Source organism: Actinoalloteichus caeruleus (genome assembly GCF_049311605.1).
GTDB lineage: Bacteria > Actinomycetota > Actinomycetes > Mycobacteriales > Pseudonocardiaceae > Actinoalloteichus_B > Actinoalloteichus_B caeruleus.
The window spans coordinates 6,057,272-6,084,260 of the sequence record NZ_CP186005.1 but is presented as its reverse complement, the minus strand read 5'-3'; the positions used below and the strand labels follow the sequence as shown (position 1 = coordinate 6,084,260).

The window sequence follows — 26,989 nt, the reverse complement described above, 5'->3', positions numbered from 1 at the left end:
TGCGGGTAGGCACTACGGCGGGGACGCCTATCCGGGCCCTGTCCCGACGTGGCGGAGGCACCGCCACCCAGGAGGAGACGTTCGGCTCCTCTGCTGGGCTTCGCCCGCTCGCGACCCCCGGTTCGGGGCCGTGGGACGAGAACGCCCCGCCGTGGGATGAGATCCCCGGTGGCGGCGGCTCTGGGACGGGCGCTTCGCCCGAGCAGGGTCCCGCGCCAGCCGACCGGTGCGGACCCGGCCGGGGAGCTGGCTACCCACCGCCACCCCGGCCTGCCAACGCGTGATCATCGCGCACCGCCGGGTGGAATCGCTGAAGTCGTCCCCGAGACCGCACGATACTGACCGTGATGTGAGTTTCGCGTCGAGCGGTGTGGTCGGTGAGGCGGATCTCCGGACGAGCCCGGCGGTACCGCTGCCACCGGTTCCCGCGATCCCGATCCGTCCGCACCTCCGGGAGGCGTCATGACCCAGCACATGCCCATCGCGGCCGACGACCTGGTGCCTACCGCGGACTCCTCGAGATTCAGCTGGTTCCACCACCTCAAGGGGTATGACGAGGAAACCGGTCCGGTCACCAGCATGGTCGAGATCGGCCCGAAGAAGCAGCTCGTCGTGTTGCGACTCGCGTCGACCATGCTCGGCACCATCGGGTTCGAACGCGGTCAGGCCGAGCAGGCCGCCTCGGCGATCCGGGGCCGGGTGCGGTCCGCCGTGACGGTGCTGCACCCGTACGCGGTCGTCGCCCGGCTGTACCTGGCGGCCGCCGTGTCCGGAGTGGTCCTGTGGCTGGACGGCGACCGCGTCCCCGACTGGCGGGTGCGGTTCGGTGGGGAGGCGGCGGACCGACTGGCGGTGTTGTTGGAGGAGGGAGCCACGATGTTGCGGTCCCCCGTCCACGAGTTGGCGTCGCGGTCCTTCTGAACCGTCGTCGGGTACCTCGCCGGAGAGCTCACCTCGGGGCGCTGGGGGACGGGCCGTGTGAACAGGACCGCCCGACCACCGCGGGCCGCCGACCCAGGCCCGCCCGCGACCGCGGGGCCGGCCGCCACGCCCGACCGGCGAATACTCCTCCCGGGGTGTGGTCATCGGTCGTGCGGCCTGCCAGTATGCGGAGACCCCGACCCGTGACGACCCGGGACCGGGGCGCGGAGCCGCGTCGACCTCGCGGCGGAGCCACGCCGACCCGTTCCGATCCTCGCGCTCCGGCCTCGGGGTGCCCGTCGGGAGACGTGCCGGGGGGCGGGCGATACCGTTCGGTCAACGGACAGGGAATGGGTGATGTGCGTGGCTGGGCACTCGGTGCTGCGACGGTTGTGGCTGCTCCCGGTTCTGGGCGTGGCGTTCTCCTCCTGCAGTGGTCCGGAGTCCGCGCCCCCCGACGCGGCGGGGGAGACCCGCCAGACGGCGGCGGCGACCGGTGGGTCCGGGGTCGCCGACGATGCCACCGAACCCGCCGTCCTGCCACCGGACGTGCGTGGCGCCGAGGACCTGCCGGAACCCGGGGCCTGTGTGGTCGTCGACCAGAGCAGCTTCGACTCGGTCGGCTGCTCGCGACCCCACACCTTGGAGGTGGCTCAGGTCCTGGAACTCCCGGACGACCTGCCGAGGCAACGTCCCGACGACCAGCAGCTGCTGAGCCTGTCCCTCACCCAGTGCGGTGAGCCGGCCGCCGAGTACCTGGGCAGCACGGACATGGACGCCACCCGACTCGCGCCGTGGACGGTCTGGCCGTCGAAGACGGGTTGGGCCCGGGGAGAGCGGTGGCTGGTCTGCGGCGTCACCGAACTGGACGGTGCCGAGCCGGTGGAGCGGACCGGTTCGCTGCGGGGAGCGCTCGTCGGCGAACCCTTCTACGAGTTCCAGATCTGCACCGAGGGACCGCCCAGCGAGGAGTCCATCCGGATCGTTCCGTGCGACCAACCGCACCGGGGTGAGGCCGTGCCGGGCACGGTCCCGCTCGGTTCGCCGATGGACCAGTTGCCGGACTCGTCGGACATCGACGAGGTGGCCAGCCCCCACTGCGCGGTGGCCGTGGAGAACTACCTCGGTATCAGCGAGCGGGCGGATGTCCGCACGGTGCGGCGCATCCCCACCGAACAGGGTTGGCAGGCCGGTCACAACTCGGCTGTCTGCTATGTGGAGACCGAGCAGCCGGTGACGGGGACCCTGCTGGGGATCGGGGACCGGCCGCTGCCCGTCTGAGGTGTGCCTGGCGGGTGGGCCCGGGGGAGGGCGGTCACCGGCCGGGTGGTGTGGACACGTGGTGTCGACCCTCGCCCACCTCCGTGGTGGTCCCCGTCCCGGCGAGGCCGAGGGACCCCGCCGGCCGGTCTGTCCTACCCGGCCGTCGTGGTGGCGGTGCGGGGTTCGTGCGGACGCGGTGCGGGGCCCGGTTTCACGTGAAACCAGTTCACCCCAGGGAGTAGGGGCCGAACCGGGTCACCGCCACGATGAGGGCCAGCGTGAACAGGACCGCGTTGACCGCGATGACGCGATGCTCCCCCCGGCAGTGGTGGGTGATCCCGGCGCCGACCATCAACGCCGCCAGCCCGGTGGCGGCGAGCGGGACCAGGGTGGGGAGGACGCCGAACAGGGTGGGGAGCACGAGCGCCGCTCCGCCGAGGACCTCCAGGACGCCGATCGTCTTGAGTGACCGGTAGGAGTAGTCCTCGGCGTAGCCGAGGCCGCGATCGACCAGCTGGGTCGGTGTGAGCAGCAGCTTCGAGATCCCCGATGGGACGAAGGTGGCCGCCAGCACGATCTGGAGCAGCCAGATGACGAAGCTCATCACACCTCCCCGCTGGTCGCCGGCCCCGGCCCGTCGTCCTCAGTGTCGGACGCCCCCGCCGTCGCCGCAGCGTGGTCAGCCCAGGCGCTCCCGCAGCGCGGCCAGCTCGTCCCGCAGCGTGCCGGGCAGGGCATCGCCGATCGTGTCGAACCACTCCTCGATCAGGGGCAGCTCGGCACGCCACTCCTCCCGGTCCACGCGCAGCGCGGCCTCGACGTCCGCCTCGGTACCCGCCAACCCGGACAGGTCGAGCCCGCTGGCGGTCGGTACCCGCCCGATCGGGGTGTCGACGGCCGCCGCGACCCCGTCCAGGCGGTCCACGATCCATTTCAGCACGCGCGAGTTCTCACCGAAGCCCGGCCACAGGAACCGGCCGTCCTCGCCCCGGCGGAACCAGTTGACGTAGAAGATCCTCGGCAGCCGGGAGGCGTCGGCCTCCTTGCCGAGGTTGATCCAGTGCTGGAAGTAGTCACCCGCGTTGTAGCCGATGAAGGGCAGCATGGCCATCGGGTCCCGCCGGACCTGCCCGACCCGTCCGGTCGCCGCCGCCGTCTTCTCGCTGGAGAGGGTGGCGCCCATGAAGACACCGTGCTGCCAGTCCCGGGCCTCGGTGACCAGCGGGATCGTCGTCGCGCGTCGTCCGCCGAAGAGGATCGCGGAGATGGGCACTCCTCGCGGATCGTCCCACTCGGGCGCCAGCACGGGGCACTGTCCCATCGGCGTGCAGTACCGCGAGTTCGGGTGGGAGGACAGCTCGCCCCGCTCCCCGTCCTCGGGCGTCCAGTCCTCGTGCCGCCAGGAGGTGAGGTGGTCGGGGGCACCGTCCATCCCCTCCCACCAGATGTCGCCGTCCTCGGTCATCGCGACGTTGGTGAAGATGGAGTTCCCGCGCTCCAGCGTGCGCATCGCGTTGGGGTTGGTCTTCCAGTTCGTGCCAGGCGCGACGCCGAAGAACCCGGCCTCCGGGTTGACCGCGTAGAGCCTGCCGTCCTCGCCGAACCGCATCCACGCGATGTCGTCGCCGAGGGTCTCGACCCGCCAACCGGGGATGGTGGGTTCCAGCATGGCCAGGTTGGTCTTGCCGCAGGCGGACGGGAAGGCGGCCGCGACGTAGCGCACCTCGTCGGTGGGGGAGATCAGTTTGAGGATGAGCATGTGCTCGGCGAGCCACCCCTCGTCCCGGGCCATCGCCGAGGCGATCCGCAACGAGTAGCACTTCTTGCCCAACAGCGCGTTGCCCCCGTAGCCGGAGCCGAAACTCCAGATCGTGCGCTCCTCGGGGAAGTGCGAGATGTACTTGGTGTCGTTGCAGGGCCAGGGCACGTCCGCCTCGCCGTCGGCGAGCGGCCTGCCCACCGAGTGCAGGCAGGGGACGAACTCGCCGTCGCTCCCGAGGCGGGACAACACCTCACCCCCCATTCGGGTCATGATGTGCATCGACACCACGACGTACTCGGAGTCGGTGATCTCGACGCCGAACATGGGTCGCTCGGCGTCCAGCGGTCCCATGCAGAACGGGATGACGTACATCGTCCTGCCGCGCATGCACCCCCGGTACAGCTCCGTCATCACCCGTTTCATCTCCGCCGGCGGCATCCAGTTGTTGGTGGCCCCGGCGTCGGCCTCGTCCCGGGAGCAGATGAACGTGCGCTCCTCGACCCTGGCCACGTCGCTGGGGTCCGAGGCGCACCAGAACGAGTTGGGCTTGGCCCGGAGGGGTACGAAGGTGCCCGCCGCGACCAGGGCGTCGGTCAGCCGCCTCCACTCCGCCTCGGAGCCGTCGCACCAGACGACGGTGTCCGGGGTGGTCAGGTCCGCGACCTCGCGGACCCAGGCGAGGAGACCTTCGTGGGTGGTGGGCGGCTGGTCGAGACCGGGTACGGCGAGTGCGGTCATGGTCCTCACGTCTCCTGACTGCCAGGTGCTGCCGGCGGTGGTTGTGCGCTGTCCACGGCTCGGTGGAACACGAAGACCCCCACGAACGCGGAAATGCTTCGCGCCGCCCGGTGGCGGCGGGCGGACCACGAAATTGGGGGTTCCCGAAGGTTAGCGGCAGTAGGCCCTCGGTACTCAACGGAAAGTTGTCGGCTCTCTCACAGGACCGATAAGGGTATCGATTCAGCACCTGGAAGTTGGGCTCTGTTCTCGTTTGTCCGCAACGAATTCGGTCCGGTTCGGGTGAGTGGGCGGGGTGCGCTCGCCGTCCCCGGTCAGGCGTACCGGCGGCGCGGCGGAGCCCGTTCGACGGCGTTCGACGCCCGGGGAGCCGGGCGAACGCGAGAATGCGCGCAACCGGTTGACCAGTTTCGGTGGGCTGGGCCGGACGCCTCCGGTCCGTGGTCCGGTCCGCAGGCGCCGGGAAATACCGGTGGCGATTCCATTCCGCGCGGCCAGGCGAAGGGGAGGTCGCGGGCCGTGGTGGTTTATCCGGTTGGCGGCCGAATGGGCGTCGAATAGGGGGATATTCGGATGCCAGGGCCAGTGCCGCGAACTTCCGCTGGAATTGGGGGAAAGTCCGCCGGTCGACCCCGTTCCCTTTCCTCCGGTAGCGGGCCCGGCGGTGTTCCGACCGCGCCGCTCACCGGATCGGGCGCGGTTCGGAGCGCGCCGCCGCCCGTGGGGGCGGTCGGCGGGCGCCAGGAGCGGACCCGCCGACCACGACGGCCACGACCACGCCGAGTGCCGTCGGCGCGGCGAGCCCTCCACGGGCTCGCCCGTCGATCAAGCCCAGTGCGCCTGCGCGACCTCGGGCGACTCCCCGCTGGCGTCCCCGCTCGGAGCGGAGGCACCGGCCACGGGGACGGCGGACCCGCCGACGGACGCGGTGACGTCGTAGCGCGCTCGTGCGTCGGTCGCCTCGTCGCCCCACTCCTCGTCGGAGCCGCTGGGCACCGCCCCGTGGTGGCCGGTGTCGGGGACGTACTGCCCCTGGGCGTCCAACCCGCCCTGTTCGACGACGACCCACTCCCCGCCGCCGGTGTGCTCGGCGAGGACCACCGTGCCGTCGGCGTGGAACTCGGCGATCAGGTCGGCGTCGCCGTCGCCGTCGACGTCGCTGACGACCAGCACGACGTCATCCTCGGTGACCACCACGGAGGTGTCGGCGACTCCGTCACCGTTCATGTCCTCCGTCGGCGCGCCGACGTCCATCGGGCCGCCCGGTGTGCGCACGAGGATGGAGTCCCCCGAGTAGCTGGCGTCGTCGAAGGGTTCGCCGGCGGGCAACTCCCCGATGTCGAGGCGGGGGTTCCCCTCGAGGGTCCGTTCGGGGTCGGACGCCACCCAACCACCGGACGCCTGGTCGTAGCCGGCGGTCCCGGTGACGTTGCCGTGTTCGTCGTACTCGACCAGCAGGTCCGCCTCACCGTCGCCGTCCGAGTCCGTGAAGACCAGGTACCCGTCGTCGGTCTCCAACAACACGCTGTCCGGTGTCCCGTCGCCGGAGAAGTCGTGGTTGGTCTCCCCGGTGTACTCCTGGCCGTCGACGACCACCCGCAGGTCCGTGCTGTCGCCGGTGGTGTCACCGGCCTCACCCTCGATGTACACCGCATCCCCCTCACCGGGTCGTTTCGGATCTCGACCGGCCGACGGTGCTGCTCGGCCCCCGGGCGGTCCGGTCGGACGTCACGTTGGACTCACGGTAGGCAGTTCTGGTTCCCGCCCAACCGGGGCCCCGGGCCCGGCCGGCCCGGGGAGGTGCCGGGCTGGGCGGCGTGGCCGCGACCAGGCCCGAGCTCGCGCATCCTGGCGAGCAGCTGGTCGACCTGTTCGGCCCCGGCCCGCACCTCCGCCAGGGTTCGGCGCACCCGTTGCGTCTCCCTCGCGCGGTCGGCGGAACCCATCCGCAGCGCCCTGTCGACCTCCCGGAGCTCCTCCTCGATGCCGTTGACGCGCCGGCCGAGCACCTCGTCGAGCGCGGTCGAGAGCTGGATCTCCGCCTCGATCAGCTGCTCGGACACCACCTGGTCCAGGGTGGACCGGGCGTCGGCGAGGGCATCGGACAGCCACTGCCGCAGGTGCTGCTTGTCCGCGCCGTGGCGGCGGACCCGGCCGATCCACCAGCCGGCGCCGAGGCCCAGCGCCACCACGGGAACGACGAGCGGCAGGGCTGCCAGCCCGGCCGCGGCCCCGAAGGGCAGCATCGCCAGCTTGCTCGCCCCCAGCCCCGCCGAGATGCCCATCGACCCGCCCATGAAGACCAGCAGGCGGTCCTCCGCCGTCTGCTGGCGCCGGTCCGCCGGGCGCATCACGACGAAGGGCTGGGTGGACCTGGCCACCTGGTCGCGGATCATGGCGAGTTCGGCGGGCGAGAACAGTTCGGCGAGCGTCAGTTCGGTCACCCTGGCCAGCCGTTGTTCGAGCATCGCGCTGGTGCGGGCCGAGAGGAGTCGCAGCGCGGCGTCCACGTGCCGGGGCAACCGCTCGAGCCCGGCGCGGTCCGCGCCGTCGATCTGCCGGCGGAACCAGTACTGCACGTCGCGGACCTGGCGGGCGACCTCGTGACCGCACTCGACCCGTGCCCGGTTCAGCTCGCCTCGCAGGCGCAGCTGCCATCCCCTGCTGGCGGAGCGGCGTTCCGCCGACAGCTCGTCCCGGCGTCGCCTGAGGGCGCGGGCCTCGTCCTCCCCGGTGGTCAGGGCCCGTTCCTCGGCCTCGAGACGGGCGGTGAGGGCGGCGAGGGAACTGGCGAGCGCCCGCATCGTGTTCGCCTCGCCGAGCATGTTGCCGCGTCCGGCCACGGTGCTGACGAGCGAGGTGGCGAGTTCCTCGATCCCCGACCGCGCCCGCAGCATGTCGGCGGGCCCCGCGTGCGGGGCGGAGGCGGCGAGCTGCGACAACCGCGCGGACACCGGGTGGATGTCGGCGTCCGCGAAGCGCGGCGCGTGCTCGGCGAGCAGCGCCCTGTCGGCGGCGAGCACCTCCCGCCACCCCCGGTACTGGTCCGTCTTGGTCAGGGCGAACACCACCGTCTCCACCCGGTCGGAGATGGAGCGGAGGAAGGACAGCTCGCCGTGGGTCAGCGGGCTGGAGGCGTCCAGGACGAACAGCAGGGCCGTCGCCTTCGCCGCCGCGTCCGCCGCGCGCTCACCGTGGATCGCGTCCAGACCGCCCACACCCGGCGTGTCGACCAGGTCGAGGTCGGTGAGCAGCGGTGCCGGCCCGGTGACCGCGATGTCGCGGGGCGGCAACGCGCCGGGCGGGAGCGTGCCGTCGACGCACACCCAGTTCCGCAGTTCGCCCAGGGGGATGTCCACCGCCGCGTCGTCTCCGTAGCGGGCCGAGGCGCTCCACGAGGGGCCGCCGGTGAACCGGAGGTAGGTGGCCGTGGCGACGTCGGCGTCGACCGGGGACAGGTCGTGCTGGTCGAGCAGCGCGTTCACCAGGGAGCTCTTGCCCCGGTTGGTCTCGCCGACGACCACCACGGTGGGCCGGGGCTGCTTGGCCCCGCGTACCCGCTCGACCCACTCGGCGGCGTCGACGTCGGCCGAACGCAGCAGTTCCACCAGTCGTTCCCGCGTCTGCCTGACCAGCTTGGGCAGGGCGACGCCGGAGCCGGACGGGGCCCGCTCGCCGGTCATCCCGGCCCTTTCCGCGTGTAGACGGTGACGACGGGTACCCGCAGCGTGCGACCGCGGTCGGCGAAACCCACCACCTCCGTCTCGGCGACCGTCCCGGCCAGCGCCGGGTCGTCGGTGTCCGTCACGCCACCGGCCTCGTGGCGGGCCGGGTCGAACCGGTCCCCGTCCGGCCGCAGCGAGGTGACGCCGACGGCCGCCAGGCCCTCCTCGATGCGTTCGGCCACACCCGCGCTGCGCGCCCGGTCCAGGGCGTACAGGCAGAGCCTGATCAGGTCCTGGCGCTCACGCAGGACGCGTTCGTGGTCGGTGCTGTCCTCGGCGGTCGCCGCGCGCGCGGCCGTGTCGAGCGAATGAAGGCCCACGTCGCGGTAGGACGTGTCGCCGGCGCGGGCGGTTCCGGCCGTCCCGGCACCGGACGGGGGCACCGGTGTGGCCGTCGAGGCCGGGGGTCGGTTCTCCGCTGGCACGGGTGCGTCCGGCACGTCGGGTGCCTCCGGCACTTCGGGCGCGGCGCCGTGCGGGGTGGCGGCGTCGGGGTGGACCGAGGGGACGGCCTCGGGAGGGGCGCTGGGAACGGGCGGGGTGAGGGGCGGCTCCGGTGGTACGAGCACCGGGTCGGTGTGCTCGTCGTGGCCTCGGGCGGCCCGCCCCGGGCCGGTCCCGGGTCGTGGTGTCGGGCGCGGCTCCTCGCGTCGCCGCCGCCGGAACCAGGGGGTCATGTCGCCTCCCTGAGCTGTTGCCAGAGTAGGAAGTAGGCGCGGTGGACCACGTGGGCCACCCTGCTCTGCGCCGGAGTGGCCCCGAACGAGGCGAACGACCGCCACCAGCCGGCACGTTCGAGCGCGTGGGCGGCGAGTTCCGTCCTGGGACGTCCGGCGAGGCCCAACCGTTCCCCGGGGTCCGAGGTGCTCCCGACCCGGAGGATCTCCTCGGCGAGGTCGTCGGGCATCGCGACGGTTCCGCCCGCGACCAGGGTCAGCGCCTCCAGCAGGCGCAACTGGTGCGCTTCGGGCCGCGCCAGCAGCACCTCGATGGCGTCGTGGACGCGTTGCCGTTCGCCGGGGTCGCCGGAGGCGTGGGCGAGCGCCGTGACGGAGGCCATCGCCGCCGCCGCCTTGATCCCGTCCGCCCTCGCCTGGAAGAGGGTGCGCAGCCGAGCGCGCACGGCGGCGAGCCCGGAGGCGTCCAGGAGCCGGCGGCGGAGGGCGCCGGCGGTGATCTCGGGGTCCTCGGTGACGGCCAGGACGCCGCTGCGGACGCCGTACAGGTCGAGTCGTTCCAGGAGCCGGCGGCGGTCGGCCGGCGGCACCGCGCACTCCCAGTCGACGAACAGGTCGGCGGAGAGCAGCATCGTCTCCCTGGTCTCCTCGTCGAGCGCGGCCAGGTCCTTCAGGCACCGCGCGTCGGCCGAGGTGAAGCCGCCGGTCTCCGAGGTCTCGGCGAGCAGGCCGATGACGGGCAGCACGTCGGCGACCCTGGGGCGGAGCGCGGCCGCCTGGCTGGCGGCGACCAGGCCGGCCGCCCGCCAGGTGGAGCCGTCCGAGCCGGGGACCGAGTCCGGTTCCACCGTGTCCGCCTTGTTGAGGACGGCGACGGCGTTGACCGGGCCGGCCTCCCGGCGGGCGGTGGCCGCGGTGAAGGCGGTCAGCGCGTGCTCGTCGTCCGCCTTGACGGTCTGGGTGAGGACGTAGAGCACGGCCTCCGCTCCGGCGACCGCGTCGCGGGACACCGGGTCCAGCTCACCCGGTGGCTCGTCGCCCGCGCCCAGCAGTTCCCGGGTGCGGCGGACCGACGCCGAGTCGAGCGATCCGAGGCCGGGGGTGTCGATGACGGTCAGGTCACGCAGGACGGCGTTGGTCAGGTAGGCCTCGAGGTGGGAGACCGACGCGATGTCGACGCCCAGGTCGGCGGGGATCATGCCCTGCTGGTCGAAGGGGAGGACCTGCTTGCGGCCGTCCCGGAAGATCACCTCGACCCGGTCGACGGTGCCGTACTGGAAGCGGGTCACCAGCCGGGTGCACTCGCCCACGTCCGTCGGCGCCACCCGGCGGCCGATCAACGCGTTCACCAGCGTGGACTTGCCGGACTTGATCCGTCCCGCGACGGCGACCTGGAGCGGGGCGGAGAGCCGGTGGAGCACCTGCCGGAAACCGGCCGCCGTGGCCGGGCCGACCTGGGGCTGGAGCCGGTCGCACAGGGTGGCCACCGCCGCCGAGAGCGGGCCGGGCCAGTGCCGCTGGGGTGGTCCGTGGACCAACCGTCACTCCTCGGGCTCGACGCGGGCATTCTCGACACAGATCGTGCCACGTCCACCACCGCCGGCGTTCCGTCCGGAGGCCCGGGACCCAGCGCCTCGGCCGTCGAACCCGGTCCGGTCGCCCGCGGAGCGCCGCGTGTCCGTCAGGCGGGGGCGGGGGCCGGCAGTCCCCGTGCCGTCTCGGAGAGGCCGTCGATGGTGGTGTGCAGCACCTCGGCGAGCAGGGCGGAGGGCAGCGGCCCCTCGGGACGCGCCAGCCAGGCCTGGAGGGAGACCGAGACGGTCCCGGCGAGCGCCATCGCCCACGCCTGGGGGCGGGGGTCGGTGTGGGGGTCGGCGCCGAGCCGTTCGGCGATCAGGGCGGTCAGTTCCCGCATCCAGTTCGAGGAGACGATGTGCTGCGCGTACCGCACCTCGTCGACCTCGGCGAGGAGTTCGCACCGCAGCAGGTGCTGCGCCCGCTCCTCCTGCATCACGTCGTCGAGCTCGCCCAGCGCCCAGGCCAGGGAGCGCATCGGGTGCTCGTCGGCGGGCCGCCGGCTGATGCTCTCCCGCAGCATCTGGGCGGGCCAGGCCGGGTCGCCGAAGAGGACCGCCTCCTTGCTCGGGAAGTAGCGGAAGAAGGTGCGTGGCGCGATGTCGGCGGCGTCGGCGATCTGGGCGATCGTGGTGGCCTCGAAACCGTGTTCTCGGAACAGGCGGAGCGCGGCCGCCTCGATGCCGGCGCGGGTCCGCTGCGCCCTGCGCCGCCGGCGGTCCGGCGGTGCGGCGTGGTGGGGGTCCGGGGCCTCGGTCATGGCTCCCAAGGGTTCACGGGATGTCCGGCCAGTGTCAACCATGCCATAAGTCACGTGTGCCAACTGGCACGTGTGACATAACGTGGAGGGGTCGGCCTGGTCGAGGGAGGGCCGGCTTCCCCGTCTTGTCGAGGAGATGACGTGTCCCGTGTCCAGCCCGAGGCCCAGGTGCCGCCGGGACAACCCCGTTCGTCGATGACGGACGACGAGCGCGCCGCGGTCGCCGAGGGCATCGAGTTATCGGTCTACCGCGACAGGTGGAAGACCCTGCTGGTGCTGTGCCTGGCGCTGGCGACGGTCATGCTGGCCAACACCTCACTGGGGGTCGCGCTCCCCGTGCTCTCGGTGGACCTGGGTGCCACCACCAGCCAGCAGCAGTGGTTCAACAACGCCTTCACGCTGGTGTTCGCCGGTCTGCTCTTCACCGCGTCCGCGATGGCCGACCGGTACGGCCGCAAGGCCATGTTGCAGGCGGGCCTGGTGGTGTTCGGCCTCGGCTCCGCCTACGTGTGGCTGTTCACGGACTCGAGCACCGAGCTGATCGCCGCCCGTGCCGCGCTGGGCGTCGGCGCCGCGATGGTGATGCCCGTGACGCTGTCGATCCTGACCAGTGTCTTCCCCCGCCACCAGCGGACCAGGGCGGTGGCGGTGTGGGCCGCCGTGTCCGGCGCCGGTACGGCCCTCGGGCCGGTGGTCTCCGGAGTCCTGCTGGAGTTCTACTCCTGGCAGTCGGTCTTCGTCATCAACATCCCCGTCGTCATCGTCGGCGTGGCCCTGGGCGTCCGGTTCGTCCCCGGCCACCGGCTGGTGGCGGCCGGCGCCGGCGAGGGCGGGCACGGTGGCATCGACCCGGGTGGGGCGGTGCTGTCGACGCTGGGTATCGGCACGGTCGTCTACGCCCTGATCCAGGCGGAGCACAACGGGTGGGCGTCGGCGACGACGCTGGGACTGCTCGCGGCCGGCCTCGTCCTGGTCGCGGTCTTCGTCCTGTGGGAGCGCCGGGTGAAGGACCCGATGCTGGACATGACGCTGTTCCGGGACAAGGCGTTCTCCGCGTCGGCGCTCTCGCTCACGCTGGTGTTCTTCGCCCTGATCGGGGTGTTCTTCTCCCTCAGCCTCACCCTCCAGCTCGTGTTCGGCTACTCGCCGCTGATGTCCTCGGTGGCCATGCTGCCGGTCTCGGTGATGATGGTGCTGGTCTCGCCCCAGGTCGCCCGGGTCGTGGGCCGGTTCGGCCCGAGGGCGACCGTGGTGAGCGGGATGGGTCTCGCCGCGCTCGGCATGGGGATCCTGGGCACCCTGAGCGTCGACTCGGGCTACTGGCACCTGTTGTTCGGCCTGGCCACCGTCTCGCTGGGTATCGCGCTCACGATGCCGCCCGCCACCGACATGCTGATGTCGAAGGTGCCCCGGGAACGGGCCGGGATGGGGTCGGCCACCAACGACGTGACCCGCGAGATCGGTGCCTCGCTGGGGATCGCGGTCCTCGGTTCGGTGCTGGGCAGCACCTACGGGAGCCGGTTGTCGGACTCGCTGACGGGTTTCCCCGAGGACGTCCGGGAGACCGCGACCAACTCCTTGGTCGGCGGTCTCGGTGTGGCCCGGTCGTTGGGTGAGGAGGGCACCGGACTGCTGCGCGAGGTCATGGAGTCCTGGATGGACGGGGTGCGGGTGGCCCACCTCGCGGCGACCGTGCTGATCCTCATCGCGGCAGTGGTGGCCTGGGCCTGGCTGCCCCGGGTGGCGGAGGACATGCACCGGACCGCCGGGTCGGAGGGGGCCGGGGACGCGACGTCGTCGTCGACCGCCGGTGACGACGGGCCCGCCGAGACCGGTGGCGCCCAGCAGGAGGCCTCCGCCGTGGCGAGCGGCGCGGGGGGAGCGGAGGACGGCCGTTCGCCGGCCAGGTCCGACGGCGGGGAGTAGGAGCTCCCGATCCGGGGCGCCCGGGGCCCGGCGGTGGAACCGCCGGTGGCCCCGGGACCCTTTCGGGACCGCCCCGGACGCGGTCGTTCGGCCCGGGTCAGCGGTAGTCGTCGGCCGTGCGGTCCCGACGACCGCCGAGGGCGACCTCGCGGATGTAGGTGGCCGCGTCGGGTTGGGAGCCGTCCAGGTCGCGCACGCCGTAGGCGGCGGCGAGCTCACCGCTGGACACGCCGCGCCCTCCCCAGCGGGAGACGTCCGGGTCGGCGGCGAGGGCCGCGACGGCGCGGCCCAGGTAGCGGGGGGTCTCCGAAATGGCGAAGTGCGGATCCCGCTCGATGCCGTCCCGCCAGTTCTCCTCGGTCACCCCGAAGTGGTCCAACATGCTCTCCGAGCGGAGGAAACCGGGGCTGACGGTGACCGCCGCTCCCCCGAAGGGCGCCAGCTCGTGGTGGAAGGCCGTGCCGAGCCGGCGCATCGCCGACTTGACCAGGAAGTAGGGCACGGCTGTCCCCACGTACTCGTCGTCGTCGCCGTCGGTGACCTCGACGAGCAGGCCGCCCGGCCTGGCGATGAGCAGCGGCAGCAGCGTGTGCGCGGTGACGAGGTGGGTCTCGACGCCGTTGCGGAGCACCCGCAGGGCGTCCTCCAGGCTGGTCTCCCAGAACGGGGTGCCGTGGACCACGAGGGGGTCACCGCCCCAGACGTCGTCGACGAGGATGTCCAGCCGACCGTCCTGCTCGGAGTGGATGCGCTGGGCCAGCGCGGTGACGTCGGCGACGGAGTTGTGGTCGCAGACGACCGGGATGCCGGTGCCGCCGGCCGAGGTCACCAGCTCGGCGGTCTCCTCGATGGTCTCCGCGCGGTTCAGGGGACTGCGCGTCCGCCCGCTCGTGCGGCCGGTGACGTAGACGGTGGCCCCCGAGGCGCCGAGTTCCACGGCGATGCCCCGGCCGCATCCCCGGGTGCCGCCGGTGACGACGGCGACCCGCCCGTGCAGTGGTGCGTTCTTCTCCGCCAAGTCCTCGTTCCTTTCGTGATGGATCTCCGGCTGGGTTGGTCGTGGCCGCCGCTCAGCCGGGAGGGCGCCGCCATCCGTCGAGCACCGCGTCCACGTCGGCGAGGAGCCGGTGGACCAGGGACCCCTCGGGGCGCATCGACCAGTGCAACGCCGAGCCGTTGACCAGGGCCGCCAGTACGGAGCCCGCCACCTCCGGGGCCGGTGCGCCGGGCAGTTCCCCTGCGTCGACCGCGGCGCCGACCAGGCGGCGCAGTTCGGTGCTGACCCGGCCGTACACCTCGCCGAGGAGCTGGCGGAGTTCCGGGTCCTGGAGGTCCGTCCCCAGCGCGGCCAGGTTGTGCGCGGCGGTGTCGGGGTTGTCGAGCGCGCGGTAGGGCGAGGTCGCCGCCGCCCTGACCGCCTCGACCGGGTCGCCGGCGTCCTTCGCGGCGTCGCGCATGGTGGTGCGCACCTCGTCGGCGCTGGCCCGGCTCATCGCGACGAGCAGGCCGTGCTTGGAACCGAACCGTTGGACCAGGGTGGCGGGCACCACCCCGGCGCGGCGGGCGATCTCGGCCAGGGTGAGCCGTCGCGGTCCCAGCTCCGCGAGCGCCGCGCTCGCCGCTCGGATCAGCTGTTCGTCCGTGGTGCTCCTCGGTCTGGCCACCCCGTTATTGAACCACGGTTCACAAACGTTTGTGAATCGTCGTTCATGAACTTGCCGGTACGCCCCCGGGGTGTCGGCCCCCAGGACCTTGCGGGGCAAGTGGGGGTTGATCTCGGGGTGATCACGGATACCCCGGGGGTCCGTCTCCGACAGGCTGACTCCCGAAGCGACAGCGGACGAGGCGACGCCCGACAGGGGCGGGCGGGGAGTTGGTGACCATGATCGAGGCACGAGGCCTCACCAGGAGGTACGGCAACAAGGTCGCGGTGGACGACCTGTCGTTCTCGGTGCGGCCGGGGCGGGTGACCGGCTTCCTCGGGCCGAACGGCGCGGGGAAGTCCACGACGATGCGGATGATCCTGGGCCTGGACCGCCCGACCAGCGGAACGGTCCGCGTGAACGGGCAGGCCTACCACGAGCTGGACCAGCCACTCCGCCGCATCGGCGCGCTGCTGGACGCGAAGTGGGTGCACCCGAACCGGTCGGCGCGGGCCCACCTGCGCTGGCTGGCCAGGACGAACCGGCTGCCCGACCGGCGGGTGGACGAGGTGCTGGAGGCCGTGGGCCTCGCGGCCGTCGCGAACCGCCCGGCCGGCGGGTTCTCGCTGGGGATGTCGCAGCGGTTGGGGATCGCGACCGCGTTGTTGGGGGACCCCGAGATCCTGATGTTCGACGAGCCGGTCAACGGCCTCGACCCCGAGGGGATCCGCTGGATCCGTGGCTTCATGCGGGACCTCGCCGCGCAGGGCCGGACCGTCTTCGTCTCCAGCCACCTGCTCTCCGAGATGGCGCAGACGGCCGAGGACCTGGTGGTGATCGGCCGGGGGAAGCTGATCAGCCAGTGCACCACGGCCGAGTTCATCGACAACGCCAGCGAGTCCCTCGTGCGGGTGCGGACTCCCCAGGCGGAGGAACTGCGGGCGGCGCTGGCACGGGCCGACGCCGAGGTCAGGGTCGAGGTCGAGACCGGTGCCCTGCTGGTCTCGGGTGTGACGACCCAGCTCGTCGGCGAGGTGGCGGCCGCGGGTGGCGTGGTGCTGCACGAACTCGCGGTCGAACGCGCCTCCCTCGAACAGGCGTTCATGCGCCTGACCGACGACGCGGTCGAGTACCAGACGACCGCCCTGCCCGCTCCCGAACTCGTGACCGCCGGAAGGTGAGTGCCGTGAACCTGATCTCGGCGGAAAGCATCAAGCTCTTCTCCACCCGGTCGCCCTGGTGGTGCAACCTCCTCGCGATGGTCCTCCCGGTGGGCTTCGCCACCGCGGCCGTGCTGAGCTGGCCGACCGACGTGCCGATCTCGGTCACCGAGGTCCAGATGGGTTACCAGTTCGGCATGATGCTGGTGCTGGTCATGGCGGCTCTCGCGGTCACCACCGAGTACCGCTTCGGCACGATGCGCACGACCTTCCAGGCCGTGCCGGGGCGGTCCTCCGCGCTGTTGGCGAAGACCGCGCTGGTGGCCGGCGTCGCCGGACTGGTCGGTCTCGTCGCCGCGCTCGGGTCGTTGGGCGTGGCCTCGGTCCTGCACCCGGTCTCCGATCTCGGGTTGGGGACCGCCGACGAGCTGAGGGCGGTCCTCGGGGTCGCCCCGGTGTTCGTGTTCTCGGCGGTGATCGCGGTGGCGGTCGGGCTCCTCGTCCGGCAGAGCGCGGGAGCGCTGGCCCTGCTCCTGGTCTGGCCGATGTTGGTGGAACCGCTCGTCTCGGTCATCCCGACCGTGGGTGAGCACATCCAGCAGTGGATGCCCTTCGTCGCGGCCGACCACTTCCTGCGGGGAGAGCGCAGCATGATCGCCGACCCGGTGCTCTCCCCGGCCATGGCGCTCGCCTACTTCGCCGCGGTGTCGGTCGGCCTGCTCGCCGTCGCGCTGGTGGTGGCGCGCCGCCGGGACGCCTGAGCCGGCTCCCGGTGGGGGGTGTCCGACCCGCCTCGGCGGGGTACCTCTGCTCCGACGGGCCGGGCCGTGCGGCCCGGCCCTGAGGGAGTGACCGTCCGCGCTGGTCAGAGCCCGTTCCCTCGTCGGTGAAACACCTGGCAAGAAAAGTGATATCATCTTGCTAGAAGTCACGAGGAGTGATTCGTGACGGCGAGTGCGTCGACCGGGGTAACCCGTTCGGCCACACGAGGAGGGACGATGATCGAGGTAGAGCACCTCACGAAGCGGTACGGGCGGACGGTCGCGGTGGATGACCTGTCGTTCTCGGTGCGGCCGGGGCGGGTGACGGGCTTCCTCGGGCCGAACGGCGCGGGGAAGTCCACGACGATGCGGATGATCCTGGGCCTGGATCGCCCCACCAGCGGAACCGTGCGGATCGACGGGAAGCCCTACCGGGAGCTGGACCGTCCGCTGACCAGGGTCGGCGCGCTGTTGGACGCGAAGTGGGTGCACCCGAACCGCTCGGCGCGGGCGCACCTGCGGTGGATGGCCAGGACCAACCGGCTGCCGAACCGGCGGGTGGACGAGGTGCTGGAGACCGTCGGCCTGTCGGGGGTGGCCGACCGGCGGGCGGGAGGTTTCTCGCTGGGGATGTCGCAGCGGTTGGGGATCGCGGCGGCGTTGTTGGGGGACCCCGAGATCCTGATGTTCGACGAGCCGGTCAACGGTCTCGACCCCGAGGGAATCCTCTGGATCAGGCAGATCATGCAGCGGCTGGCCTCGGAGGGGCGGACCGTGCTCGTCTCCAGCCACCTGCTGTCCGAGATGGCTCAGACGGCGGAGGAACTCGTCGTGATCGGCCGGGGGAAGCTGATCAGGCAGTGCGGCACGGCGCAGTTCGTCGACGAGGCGAGCGGGGCCACGATCCGGGTTCGGACCCCGCAGGTGGAGCGCCTGAGGGGTGCGCTCCACCAGGAGGGGATCGAGGTCAGGGACGAGGTCGTCGACGAACTGCCCACCCTCGTCGTGGCGGGTACCAGCAGCGAGCGGGTGGGGGAGATCGCCGCCGCGCAGGGCGTGGTGCTGCACGAGCTCTCGGTCCAGCGGGGGTCCCTGGAACAGGCGTTCCTCCAGCTCACGAACGAGGCCGTCGAGTACCACGCGCATGACGGCGCCACCACCGGGAACGAGGGGACCGACCGATGACCCTGCTCGCCGTCGAACGGATCAAGCTCTTCTCCACCCGCTCGCCGTGGTGGTGCGTGGTGGTCGCGGTCGGTCTCACCGTCGGGTTCACCGCCCTGATGTCGGGCTTCGCCAACGAGCAGGGCACGGTGACCGTCGGGTTCACCCAGTTCAGTTACCAGTTCGGGCTGATGGTGCTGATGGTGATGGCGGTGCTGGCCGTGACCACCGAGTACCGGTTCGGCACCATCCGCACCACCTTCCAGACGGCCCCCAACCGGGCCGCGGTCCTGACCGCGAAGGCACTGCTGGTGGCGGTGCTCGCCGGGGTCGTCGCGCTCGCCGCGGCGTTCCTCTCCTTCTGGGTCAGCGACCTGCTGGCCACCAATTCGGACCTGAGCCTGTCCGGAGCGGACGCCTGGCGCAACGTGGCCGGTACCGGTCTGGTCGCCTTCCTCGCCGCCGTGCTCTCCGTCGCGGTGGGAATCCTGCTGCGCCAGTCGGCCGCCGCCGTGACGGTGGTCCTCGTGTGGCCGCTGCTGGTGGAGGGTCTCGTCTCGCTGATCCCGAGGATCGGCCAGGACATCCAGTCGTGGATGCCCTTCGTGGCCGCCCACCACTTCCTGTTCGGCGGGCAGCCCGACAGCGCGGAGGCCGCGATGATGATGGGCATGTCGGATGTCCCCTACGGCCCGTGGGCGGGCATCGCCTACTTCGGTGCGATCTCGGTGGGCCTGTTCGTCGTCGCGGTCATCACCGCGAGCCGCCGCGACGCCTGAGCGGGCCGGTTCCGGCGGTCCTCCACGGCCGGGTGGGCGACCCCGGATTCGTTTGGGAACCGCCCCGACCGGGGGAACCCCTTCATGAAGTGCTTGTTAACGCGATCGCGCTGACCGGCGCCCTCGTTCGGGATACCCGGGCTGCTCTGGATGGGGCAGCCCGGGTTTCTCCTTGTCCGGCCGATGGAAACGGAACCTTAACGAAGGGCCCTCCCGGGCTTCCGCGATCGCGTCACCAGGCCCGAATGCCGCTAGTATCGAAGGTGAAATCAACTGGTGATATACACCGGAAGTACGTGAGGTCGGTATCCGGTCGAACATGGCTCGAAGCAGTAGCTGAACTCCTACCTGGGGGGCAGGAGGATCGATGACAACGTTGCGACGCAAGCCTGACCCGCAAGAACGTGACGAGGACCCCACCCCGTTCGGCCCCGAGCGTCTCGTCTCCGGGGCAGGATGGGTTCCCCGACAGCAGCGGACGCCGCCGCGGTCGTGGAGCGACGACGCCGAGGACACCCTCGGCCCCATCGAGCGATCGGTTCCGTGGCCAGAGCCGATGCCGGAACTGGAATGGTTCCTCGCGCTCGAGGGCAGCGCCGCCGACGGAGCGTCCGAACCCTCCGACGCCAGGAACTCCTGGGTGCACTGGGCATCGGAGGCCGAGGTGCTCGACCTGTACCGAGGGGCTCTGACCGCCGGCGGTGATCCACCGGCGCCGTGGTGGATCCGCGCCATGCACATCGGGACCCTGGCGTCCAGGGCCGACGGTTTCGCACTGGAGGACGAGGTGCACGACGTCCTCTCCGAACGCCCGGGCTGGGTCTTCGTCCCCTGGGCCGGCAACGGAAGAAGCCCCTACTGGGAGTACACCCCCTCCGATGACGGTCGGGCCATCCAGCCCACCACGATCCTCTTCGGCGAACGGCACCCCGGCTTCGTCCTGGTGCTGCCCGCCCACGGCGTCACCCCGACGCCGGTGCGACCCCTCGGCGGCGTCGCGGGTCTGGTCGAACGCCTCACCGAGATCGGCTCCTGGCGGGTCTGACGCCGCCGGGAGTCCGCGCGCTCCACGCGCCTGCCCATCGCCGCGTGTCCTGGTCATGCCGCAGCAGCGCCGCTGCCGGCAGGCACCACCCCTTCGCCTCACCCTCCGCGCCGTCGTCGGCGTGGACGAGGAGCGTCCGTCCTTTCCCGACTCCCAGTGCCGTGCGCCGACCCGTCGGCCCGCGTCCGGGTTGGCCCCCGTGCGGCGGGCCGGCGTCGGTTGTTCCTTGGCAGGCGGGGTGCAACGGGTGGTGCCCTGCCGCCCCCGCCTGCCGGTCACCCCACCTCGGACTCCGGCCGCGCGCGACACGGCGGGTTGCCCGATCCGGGATGTGAGTGCGAGCGCGTCGGGGGGCGAGCGCGCTCACCTCAATGCGATGAATCGCACAAGACAGTATGCCGCGCTACAACTTCCGCAAATGATCACCCGATAGGTGCCACTAGACACCCCGGTCGCGGGGGTGTCGCACGATCGGGGCCGCTCCTGACGGAGGCGGGCGCCACGAACGCCGTCCGCCCGCCGGTGGGGGCCGTGGAGTGGTGGGTGTGGCCAGCCGGTGAGCCCGTCGCCAGCGCCCACGCCGCTTCGGTACCACGGCGGCGCTCCGTCCACACCGGACTACCTGCTCCGGGTGGCCCGCGCGCTGCTCGGGCCGCGCCCCGCGCCGGTGGTGGGCGGAAGGTGAGCGGCTGGCCGGGGTCACGTGGCCGCCTCGCCGGATCCACCCCCCGCTGCCGGTGCGTGTCCCCGCTCGGCCACCCCACGCACCCTTCGCGGATCGCGCCGGCACGGACGGCTCGCCGGGGGAACACCCGCGTGCGCCACCACCCGTCGCCGGTTCCGGCGGCCGCACGTCCCTGCCCTGGTGGCTCCCGGTAGAGGAGGACAGCGTGTCGAGCGACCGGCGCCAGGCGGACGGGAGGCGGCCAACCCCCGGCGCCCTCGCCGACCGCCGAGGTGGGGCTGGCCCGAGGGCGGACGACCTGATGGGAACGGCGAGCCCGGCCGCCTGGCGGACGGGCCTCGCTCCCCCGACGGACCCCTCGGCCTTCGGGCCCGGCCGAGGCCGAGCGAGGAGGGGCCGGGGGTGCCGTGGCGACTCCTCGACCGGCCCCGGTGCGGGTCGGGTCCCGAGGCCGTGGCACCGGTGCTGATCCGCATGTCCTCGAGGTGGACCGCGCGCTCCGGTCGGGGGCGCCCCTGGTCCTCGCCGCGCGGCGGCTGACATCCCGAGGCGACCCACCACTTCCCACTCCTGGCTCCCGGGGCCGGTGCCGGACGCGGTGGCGCCGTCGGGCTGCCACCGGTGGTACCACCATTCCCGCGCCAGGCACCGGGTCGGTCGGCCCGGCGCTGGGACCGGGTGAACCCGTGCCGCCCCGGTGGTCGGCGAGGTGGTGCCCTCCGGTTCGGCCGCGGTGGGCGGTCCGTGAGACCGACGGCACCGCCCGTCCACCCGGTTCCAGCCCCGGAGCGGACGTGCGGGGACGGCGTCGCGACGGCGCGCGGGTTTGCGGGGCGCGGAGCGGCGGGCCCAGCCCGCCGTGGGCGCCCGCGCGACGGATGCCCACCCGTAGCCTGTGAACCGCACGACGTCAGGGAGGACTCGATTCGGTGCGTGAACTCGCCGTCGACTTCGGCACGTCCAACACGGTGGCCGCGGTACGCGCTTCTCCCCACGAGCGGCCCAGGCTGCTGGCGGTGGACGGCTGGCAGGTGCTCCCCTCCGCCGTGTGGCTGGCGCCGGACGGCGAGCTGGTGGTGGGGGTCGACGCCCAACGCCAGGCGCGACTGGACCCGACCCGCTACGAGCCGACGCCGAAGCTCCGCGTCGACGAGGTCGAGGTGCTGCTCGGCGACCGGGTGGTGCCCGTCGTCGACCTGATCGCGGCGGTGCTGCGCAGGGTGGCGGGTGAGGCTCGGCGCCAGCTCGGCGGCGAACCGCACCGGGTCGTGCTGACCCACCCGGCCGACTGGCACCGGATCCGCCGGAACACCCTGCGGGCGGCGGCGAGGGCCGCCGGTTGGTCGGGGCCGGTCAGCCTCCTCGCGGAACCGGTCGCGGCGGCCGCCCACTTCGCCGAGGTGACCAGCCACGAGCGGGTCGTCCACCCAGGCCAGGCCCTGGCCGTCTTCGACATGGGCGGGGGTACGACGGACACGGCACTGGTCCACAGGGGACGGGATGACGGGTGGCGGGTGCTGGCCGAGGCCGGGACACCGGATCTGGGCGGCGGGGACGTCGACCAGCTGCTGCTGGAGCACATCCGGTCCTCGGTCGGTCCTGACCGGCCGGAGTGGGGCGAGTTGGTCCGCCCCTCGGGTCCCGCCGCCCGTCGCGCGGCACGAGCACTCGCCGATGACGTCCGCGCCGGCAAGGAAGCCCTGTCCCGGTATCCGCAGACCGACATCCCCCTGCCGGACCCCCTGCCCGACGCCCACGTCACCCGCGCCGAGTTGGAGGGCCTCGTCCGTCCAAGGCTCGAACGCACCGTCGCGATGCTCGCCGGCACGGTGGGCACGGCCAGGTCTGACCTGGCCGGGGTCTTCCTCGTGGGTGGGGCGACCCGGATGCCGCTGGTCGCGACCATGATCGGGGAACGGCTCGGTGTGGTGCCCGTCGCGGTGGAGTCCCCGGAGAGCAGTGTCGCGCTCGGCGCGTTGACCACCCGCGCGGCCAGTGACTTCACCGAACCCGGAGCCCCGCTCGGCGAGGAACGTCCGCCCGAGGACGGCGATGCCGTGACGGCGGTGACCCGGGCTACCGGTACCGGTGAGGAGCCGACCCGTCGGCTGGCGGACGGGCCGGCGTCGGCCGACCCCCGTGGCGCGGCGGCGGGTGGGGCCGTCCCGCCGGGCGCCGAGGCGCCCACCCGGAGCATCCGCGCCGAGGACGGCCCGACCAGTCGGGTCACCGCGACGCCGGTCGGTGGGCACCCCGCCGTCGCGCCCGCCCAGCCGGCTCCGGGCGCCGCCCCCACCGGCTACCCCGCGACGCGACCGGTCGACGCCAGTCGCGTCTACCGGGTGGACCAGGCCCCGTGGCAGCCAGCCCCACCCGCCCCGCGCGACCGGCGAGGCGGTCACCGCCGCGTCTGGTCGGTGGTGGCCCTGGTGGCCGTCGTGGTCGCCGTCGCGATCGCGGTGGTCCAGCTGTGGCCGGTGTCCGGCGACGACGTGTCCGGCCAGGACCCGGCCGGCCCCGGGGACGGCGGCAGGGCGACCGAGGGCCCACCCGGCACCACCTCCCGGGTGGCGGAGACCCGCACCCACGAGGCGGGGGATCCAGCCAAGCCCGTCCCCGGTGGGCCGGTCGACCCGTCGGTCGGCGAGCTGTTCCGGGAGGAGGCGCTCCGGGACTTCGCCGGCTCCGCGGCGGCGGGTGCCGAGGAGTGCGCTCCGGCGGACATGCCGGTACTCGACATGGTCGTGGGGTCCGGGGACGCCGTGACCTGCGAGTACACCGTCGACGGGGTGGGTTGGACGGTGACCTTCCTCTCCGGGAGCGGAGCCTGTGAGGTCGCGCTGCTCGCGAGCTCGCTCGGGGAGTCCCACGGCGCGGGCACCTGGTCCGGTGGTGGGTACTCCGGTCGTTACCAGTTCGGCAGCCTGCCCGCCGGGGCCCCCGTGTCGGCGGCGCTCACCTACACGGCCGACGGAGAGCCGCTGTGCGGGGCGGTGGAGCCCTCCGGTGGAACGTCGGTCACTCCCGAACAGCTGGTCACCTTCTGGGAGGACAATGTGCGTCCGGTGGGGTGAGCGGAGGCGTTGGGCGCCGAACCCGCACCCGACCGGAGGACCAAGCGAGCAGGGAGAGGAGCGGTCGCAGCGATGCCGGTGACCGAGCAGGCACCGCACCTGAGGAGGGTGGTCAGCTACGTCCAGCGGGGCGAGCGGATGACCACCGGACAGCAGCGTGCCTGGGACACGTACTGGGCCGAGCTGGGCAGGGACGGGGACGGCCTTCCCGACGGCCCGTTGGACGTCGAGGGCTGGTTCGGCCGGTCCGCGCCGCTGATGCTGGAGATCGGCTCCGGGATGGGGGAGACCACCGCCCAGCTGGCCGCCGCCGAGCCGGAACTGAACTATCTGGCCGTCGAGGTGTACAAGCCGGGGCTCGCCCAGCTGCTCCTGCGGTGCGAACAACACCAGGTCGGCACCCTGCGGGCGGTGCGCGGTGACGCGGTGCGGCTGCTGTCCTCGAACATCCCGGTGGACTCCCTCGGGGGAGCCCGGATCTTCTTCCCCGACCCGTGGCCGAAGAAGCGGCACCACAAGCGGCGGCTCGTGCAGCCGGAGTTCGTGCGGCTGCTGGCCTCTCGCCTCGCGCCGGGCGCGTTGCTGCACCTGGCGACCGACTGGGAGCACTACGCGGCCCAGATGATGGCGGTGTGCTCGGCGGAACCGTCGCTGCGGAACCGGTACGCGGACGAACCGGGCGGGTGGGCTCCCCGGCCGGACTGGCGCCCGGTGACGAAGTTCGAGCAGCGGGCGACGGAGGAGGGCCGCGTAGTGCGGGACCTGTTCTTCGAACGGGTCTGAGCCGGTCGGGATCACTCGAACCGGTCATCAAGTGTCGGGGTCCGGGCGACGAAAGAGATCACTCTTCGCAGGTCACCGCTCGAACGGGTGGCCCCGCTGCCCTGAGCAGGATGACCCGTCCGGCAGTGACGCGTGAACGGGGAGCCGAACTACGTTCCGGTCCGTGTCCGCCTCGCACCGGAACTCCGTGTCCTCGCCCCACCGCCCCCCGTCGGTCGCCGCGTCGCGGGCGGCGGTCGGGGCGGTCGTCCGCCTGGACCACCCGGCGGACCGCCCCCGGGCCGGCGATCGCGGTTCTCCCAGCCAGGTGACCCCGTCGGGCGGGGCGTTTCCCGGCCGGCCCCGGCGCCTCCTCGACGGCGGGGGTGAGGCCGCCCGTGACGAGCGGGTGGTCGCGGAGGCGGTCGCGTTCCTGCGGCTCCACCACGCGGGCCAGACCGACCTGAGTGCCCTGTCGAGCAGGGTGGACCAGGTCAGGCGGGAGGTGGCCCGCACCGGCACCTACACCCACACCGGCGAGGAGTTGAGGTTCGGGGCCTGGCTCGCGCTCCGGGAAAGCGGCCACTGCCCCCCGGGAGTGGGCTGGCGGGACCTGGTGGTCAGGGACCTGCGCGTGGTGCGTGACCCGGCGGGTGTCGCCGCGGGCTGCGCGGACCACCTGCGGACGGCGGTCGTCCCCCCGTCTTCCCCGGCGGGCCGGGCCGGGGCCGGTGCCCCACCTCCCAGCGGTGGCCAGGTCAGGCCGGTGGTGACCGTGTTCGGGCCTGACCTCCCCGGTGAGCCGGCCGCGAGGGTGCACAACCTGGAGCTGGTCGGGTACGCGGGTTACGAGCGGTCCGGGGGCGCCGTCGTCGGGGACGCCCGGCATGTGGGGATCACCCGGTCGCTCGGTGGACTGGGCTGGCGACGTCCGCTGCGGCCGGGGCGGTTCGACCAGCTGCCGTTGGCGATCGCGTCCGGCGGGGCCAGCCCGATGCTTTTCGACGTCCCCCGGGACGCGGTGTACGAGGTGCCGCTCGAACATCCGGAGTGCGACTGGTTCCCGGAACTCGGGCTCCGTTGGCACGCGACGCGGGCCGTCACGGGACTGGCGCTGCGGGTCGGAGGCGTCGTCTACCCGGCCGCGCCGTTCAACACCCCTTACGGGGCCTGGGAGATCGCGGCCAGGCTCGGGGCGGCGGCGGGGTTCGGGGCCGAGGCCGAGGTGGCGAGCCGGTGGGCTCGCGAGGTGGATGCGGCCCCCGAACCCGGGCGGGGACTGGAGGAGCTGGAACGGGCGGTGGGGCACTCGTTCGCCGCGGCCGGCGTGGGCCTGGCCGGCCGGGTCGGGCCGGCGGAACGCCGGTGTTCGCGGCTCCGGGCCTGGCGCGGCTCGCGGGGCCCGGCGTGCTTCGTCGTGGAGCCGGACCGGCTGTTCGCTCTGCCGGGGCCGGGGACGGTGTCCGTCGCCCCGGCCCCCGGCTGATCGGCCGGCTCAGGAGGGGTGGTGAACCGTCGGGCGCGGGAGCCCCGTGCGGGGACCCGGCCGGTCACCGGGTGGAGAGGGAACCGTTGAGGACCAGGGCCTCCGGGCGGCGGCTGGCGCGGCGGGCACGCTCGGCGGTGGCGCGCCGGGCCGCCCGCTCCTCCTTCTCCTCGGCGCGCAGCGCCTGCCGCTCGGCGACGTCCGGCAGTACGGGGCTCAGCGCCATCAGCAGCAGCACGCCCAGCGCCAACAGGACGGCGGTCCAGGTGAAGGCCATCGTGAGCATCGTTGTCTCCTCGTCGTTCGGTGTGTTCCGTTGTCATGTCCCACTGTCGTCGCCGCGGCGGCTCGGCGAATCGGTCGATGAGCCGGGACCGCGCACCGATCGGCCGAGGGGGACTTCCCTGACCCCGAACCCCGAGGCGTTCCGGGGGCGGGCCGGCGGGGGAACCGGGGCGGAGGCCGTGGCCGCGAACGGCAGCGGGGCGGAGGCAGCCCGGAACCGGCTTCCGGCGGGGAGCCGGCGGTCGACCCGTCCGCACCGGGCCGGGTGGGCGCGTGGGAGGCCGCCAACGGCGTTCGACCGCCTCCCCGACGAAGCGTCGGCGAGAGGCCGGCTGGCGTCCCCCGGCCGACGGCGGCCGGACGGGTCGGTGTCACCGGCCGACCGGAGGTCCGCGTTCGCCGCCCGGGAGCGGGGGGCGGGGGCGATCGACGGCACCCGTCCGTAGCCTGGGACGCTGACTGGCCCGACCGGTCGCAGCCCACCCGGGAACGGGCCGGCGCTGGACCCGGGTCACCTGGTGCGGGCGCACCACACCGAGCGGAGCCGGGAGGTTGTCGGATGTCGAAGCGCCGAGAGGGTAGCGAGCCCACCGCCCGGCAGAGCACGATGTGCCACAACTGCGGTGGTCAGGGGCACCTGCTGGAGCCGGTGTGCGCGGTGATCGGCGGCTCGGGGCGGTCCCTGCCCCAGCTGCGACCGTGCCGGTGGTGCGGCGAGTCCGGTCGGGTACCGGGGCTCACCCCGCCCACCTGAGCTGGCCGGGCCACCGGGCCATGTCGGGCATTCCCGGTGCGCCA

General features: G+C 73.0%; 22 protein-coding genes. 12 read left to right on the top strand and 10 right to left on the bottom strand.

Annotation, left to right across the window (positions count from 1 at the left end; translation table 11 throughout):
- Positions 1–462: 462 nt before the first annotated feature.
- Both ACOJVX_RS25310 and ACOJVX_RS25305 read left to right on the top strand, forming a co-directional pair.
- Positions 463–921 (top strand): hypothetical protein, encoded by a 459-nt coding sequence (locus ACOJVX_RS25310; RefSeq protein WP_026417908.1) that lies wholly within the window; start codon positions 463–465, stop codon positions 919–921.
- Positions 922–1,284: 363 nt separating this feature from the next.
- Entirely contained in the window at positions 1,285–2,202 is a 918-nt protein-coding gene (locus ACOJVX_RS25305) for a septum formation family protein (RefSeq protein ID WP_162183679.1), read from the top strand.
- Positions 2,203–2,410: 208 nt separating this feature from the next.
- Here ACOJVX_RS25305 and ACOJVX_RS25300 read toward each other — a convergent pair whose 3' ends face one another.
- The 7 genes from ACOJVX_RS25300 to ACOJVX_RS25270 all read right to left on the bottom strand — a co-directional run bounded on the left by ACOJVX_RS25300 (position 2,411) and on the right by ACOJVX_RS25270 (position 11,421).
- Positions 2,411–2,788: a DoxX family protein gene (locus ACOJVX_RS25300; protein ID WP_418155740.1), complete on the bottom strand. Its 378-nt coding sequence runs from the start codon at positions 2,786–2,788 to the stop codon at positions 2,411–2,413.
- Positions 2,789–2,863: 75 nt separating this feature from the next.
- The gene (locus ACOJVX_RS25295) at positions 2,864–4,684 is read right to left on the bottom strand and encodes a phosphoenolpyruvate carboxykinase (GTP) (RefSeq protein ID WP_026417910.1); all 1,821 of its coding nucleotides are present in this window, start codon (positions 4,682–4,684) and stop codon (positions 2,864–2,866) included.
- Between the two features lie 825 nt (positions 4,685–5,509).
- Positions 5,510–6,334: a DUF6802 family protein gene (locus tag ACOJVX_RS25290; RefSeq protein WP_051313577.1), complete on the bottom strand. Its 825-nt coding sequence runs from the start codon at positions 6,332–6,334 to the stop codon at positions 5,510–5,512.
- A gap of 89 nt (positions 6,335–6,423) precedes the next feature.
- A complete protein-coding gene (locus tag ACOJVX_RS25285; protein ID WP_418155738.1) occupies positions 6,424–8,367 on the bottom strand; it encodes a dynamin family protein in 1,944 nt (647 codons plus the stop codon).
- Entirely contained in the window at positions 8,364–8,867 is a 504-nt protein-coding gene (locus ACOJVX_RS25280; RefSeq protein ID WP_425475825.1) for a nucleotide exchange factor GrpE, read from the bottom strand. The genes ACOJVX_RS25285 and ACOJVX_RS25280 overlap by 4 nt, the downstream gene beginning before the upstream one ends.
- A 215-nt stretch (positions 8,868–9,082) precedes the next feature.
- On the bottom strand, positions 9,083–10,624 hold the full coding sequence (locus ACOJVX_RS25275; protein ID WP_026417911.1) for a dynamin family protein: 1,542 nt from the start codon (positions 10,622–10,624) through the stop codon (positions 9,083–9,085).
- A 143-nt stretch (positions 10,625–10,767) separates the two neighbouring features.
- Positions 10,768–11,421, bottom strand: coding sequence for a TetR family transcriptional regulator (locus ACOJVX_RS25270; RefSeq protein ID WP_035275360.1), 654 nt, complete (start codon positions 11,419–11,421; stop codon positions 10,768–10,770).
- A gap of 141 nt (positions 11,422–11,562) precedes the next feature.
- Here ACOJVX_RS25270 and ACOJVX_RS25265 point away from each other — a divergent pair, with 141 nt between their 5' ends.
- Positions 11,563–13,347, top strand: a complete 1,785-nt coding sequence (locus ACOJVX_RS25265; protein WP_248783921.1) for an MFS transporter — start codon at positions 11,563–11,565, stop codon at positions 13,345–13,347.
- Positions 13,348–13,444: 97 nt separating this feature from the next.
- On the opposite strand, the gene ACOJVX_RS25260 is transcribed toward ACOJVX_RS25265, so the two are convergent.
- Together ACOJVX_RS25260 and ACOJVX_RS25255 are read right to left on the bottom strand one after the other, a co-directional pair.
- Positions 13,445–14,365 carry an SDR family oxidoreductase gene (locus ACOJVX_RS25260; protein WP_422647136.1) on the bottom strand — a complete coding sequence of 307 codons (921 nt, stop codon included), beginning with the start codon at positions 14,363–14,365 and terminating at the stop codon, positions 13,445–13,447.
- Between the two features lie 52 nt (positions 14,366–14,417).
- Entirely contained in the window at positions 14,418–15,011 is a 594-nt protein-coding gene (locus ACOJVX_RS25255; RefSeq protein WP_422647135.1) for a TetR/AcrR family transcriptional regulator, read from the bottom strand.
- 218 nt (positions 15,012–15,229) lie between these two features.
- Between ACOJVX_RS25255 and ACOJVX_RS25250 the strand changes: the two genes are divergently transcribed.
- The 8 genes from ACOJVX_RS25250 (at position 15,230) to ACOJVX_RS25215 (ending at position 25,906) form a co-directional block, all read left to right on the top strand.
- Positions 15,230–16,171: an ABC transporter ATP-binding protein gene (locus ACOJVX_RS25250; protein WP_026417914.1), complete on the top strand. Its 942-nt coding sequence runs from the start codon at positions 15,230–15,232 to the stop codon at positions 16,169–16,171.
- Positions 16,172–16,176: 5 nt separating this feature from the next.
- Positions 16,177–16,911 (top strand): ABC transporter permease, encoded by a 735-nt coding sequence (locus ACOJVX_RS25245; protein ID WP_026417915.1) that lies wholly within the window; start codon positions 16,177–16,179, stop codon positions 16,909–16,911.
- 237 nt (positions 16,912–17,148) lie between these two features.
- Positions 17,149–18,096: an ABC transporter ATP-binding protein gene (locus ACOJVX_RS25240; RefSeq protein WP_026417916.1), complete on the top strand. Its 948-nt coding sequence runs from the start codon at positions 17,149–17,151 to the stop codon at positions 18,094–18,096.
- Positions 18,093–18,854, top strand: a complete 762-nt coding sequence (locus ACOJVX_RS25235; protein ID WP_026417917.1) for an ABC transporter permease — start codon at positions 18,093–18,095, stop codon at positions 18,852–18,854. The genes ACOJVX_RS25240 and ACOJVX_RS25235 overlap by 4 nt, the downstream gene beginning before the upstream one ends.
- 367 nt (positions 18,855–19,221) lie before the next feature.
- The gene (locus tag ACOJVX_RS25230) at positions 19,222–19,899 is read left to right on the top strand and encodes a hypothetical protein (protein WP_422647134.1); all 678 of its coding nucleotides are present in this window, start codon (positions 19,222–19,224) and stop codon (positions 19,897–19,899) included.
- A 1,614-nt stretch (positions 19,900–21,513) separates the two neighbouring features.
- A complete protein-coding gene (locus ACOJVX_RS25225; RefSeq protein WP_422647133.1) occupies positions 21,514–23,658 on the top strand; it encodes an Hsp70 family protein in 2,145 nt (714 codons plus the stop codon).
- Positions 23,659–23,730: 72 nt separating this feature from the next.
- A complete protein-coding gene (gene trmB / locus ACOJVX_RS25220; protein ID WP_030106427.1) occupies positions 23,731–24,441 on the top strand; it encodes a tRNA (guanosine(46)-N7)-methyltransferase TrmB in 711 nt (236 codons plus the stop codon).
- 163 nt (positions 24,442–24,604) lie between these two features.
- Positions 24,605–25,906, top strand: a complete 1,302-nt coding sequence (locus ACOJVX_RS25215) for a nitric oxide synthase oxygenase (protein WP_418155390.1) — start codon at positions 24,605–24,607, stop codon at positions 25,904–25,906.
- A gap of 64 nt (positions 25,907–25,970) precedes the next feature.
- On the opposite strand, the gene ACOJVX_RS25210 is transcribed toward ACOJVX_RS25215, so the two are convergent.
- Positions 25,971–26,192: a hypothetical protein gene (locus tag ACOJVX_RS25210; RefSeq protein WP_026417920.1), complete on the bottom strand. Its 222-nt coding sequence runs from the start codon at positions 26,190–26,192 to the stop codon at positions 25,971–25,973.
- Between the two features lie 558 nt (positions 26,193–26,750).
- On the opposite strand from ACOJVX_RS25210, the gene ACOJVX_RS25205 reads away from it, so the two are divergent.
- Positions 26,751–26,945 carry a hypothetical protein gene (locus ACOJVX_RS25205; RefSeq protein WP_035275363.1) on the top strand — a complete coding sequence of 65 codons (195 nt, stop codon included), beginning with the start codon at positions 26,751–26,753 and terminating at the stop codon, positions 26,943–26,945.
- Positions 26,946–26,989: the final 44 nt, after the last annotated feature.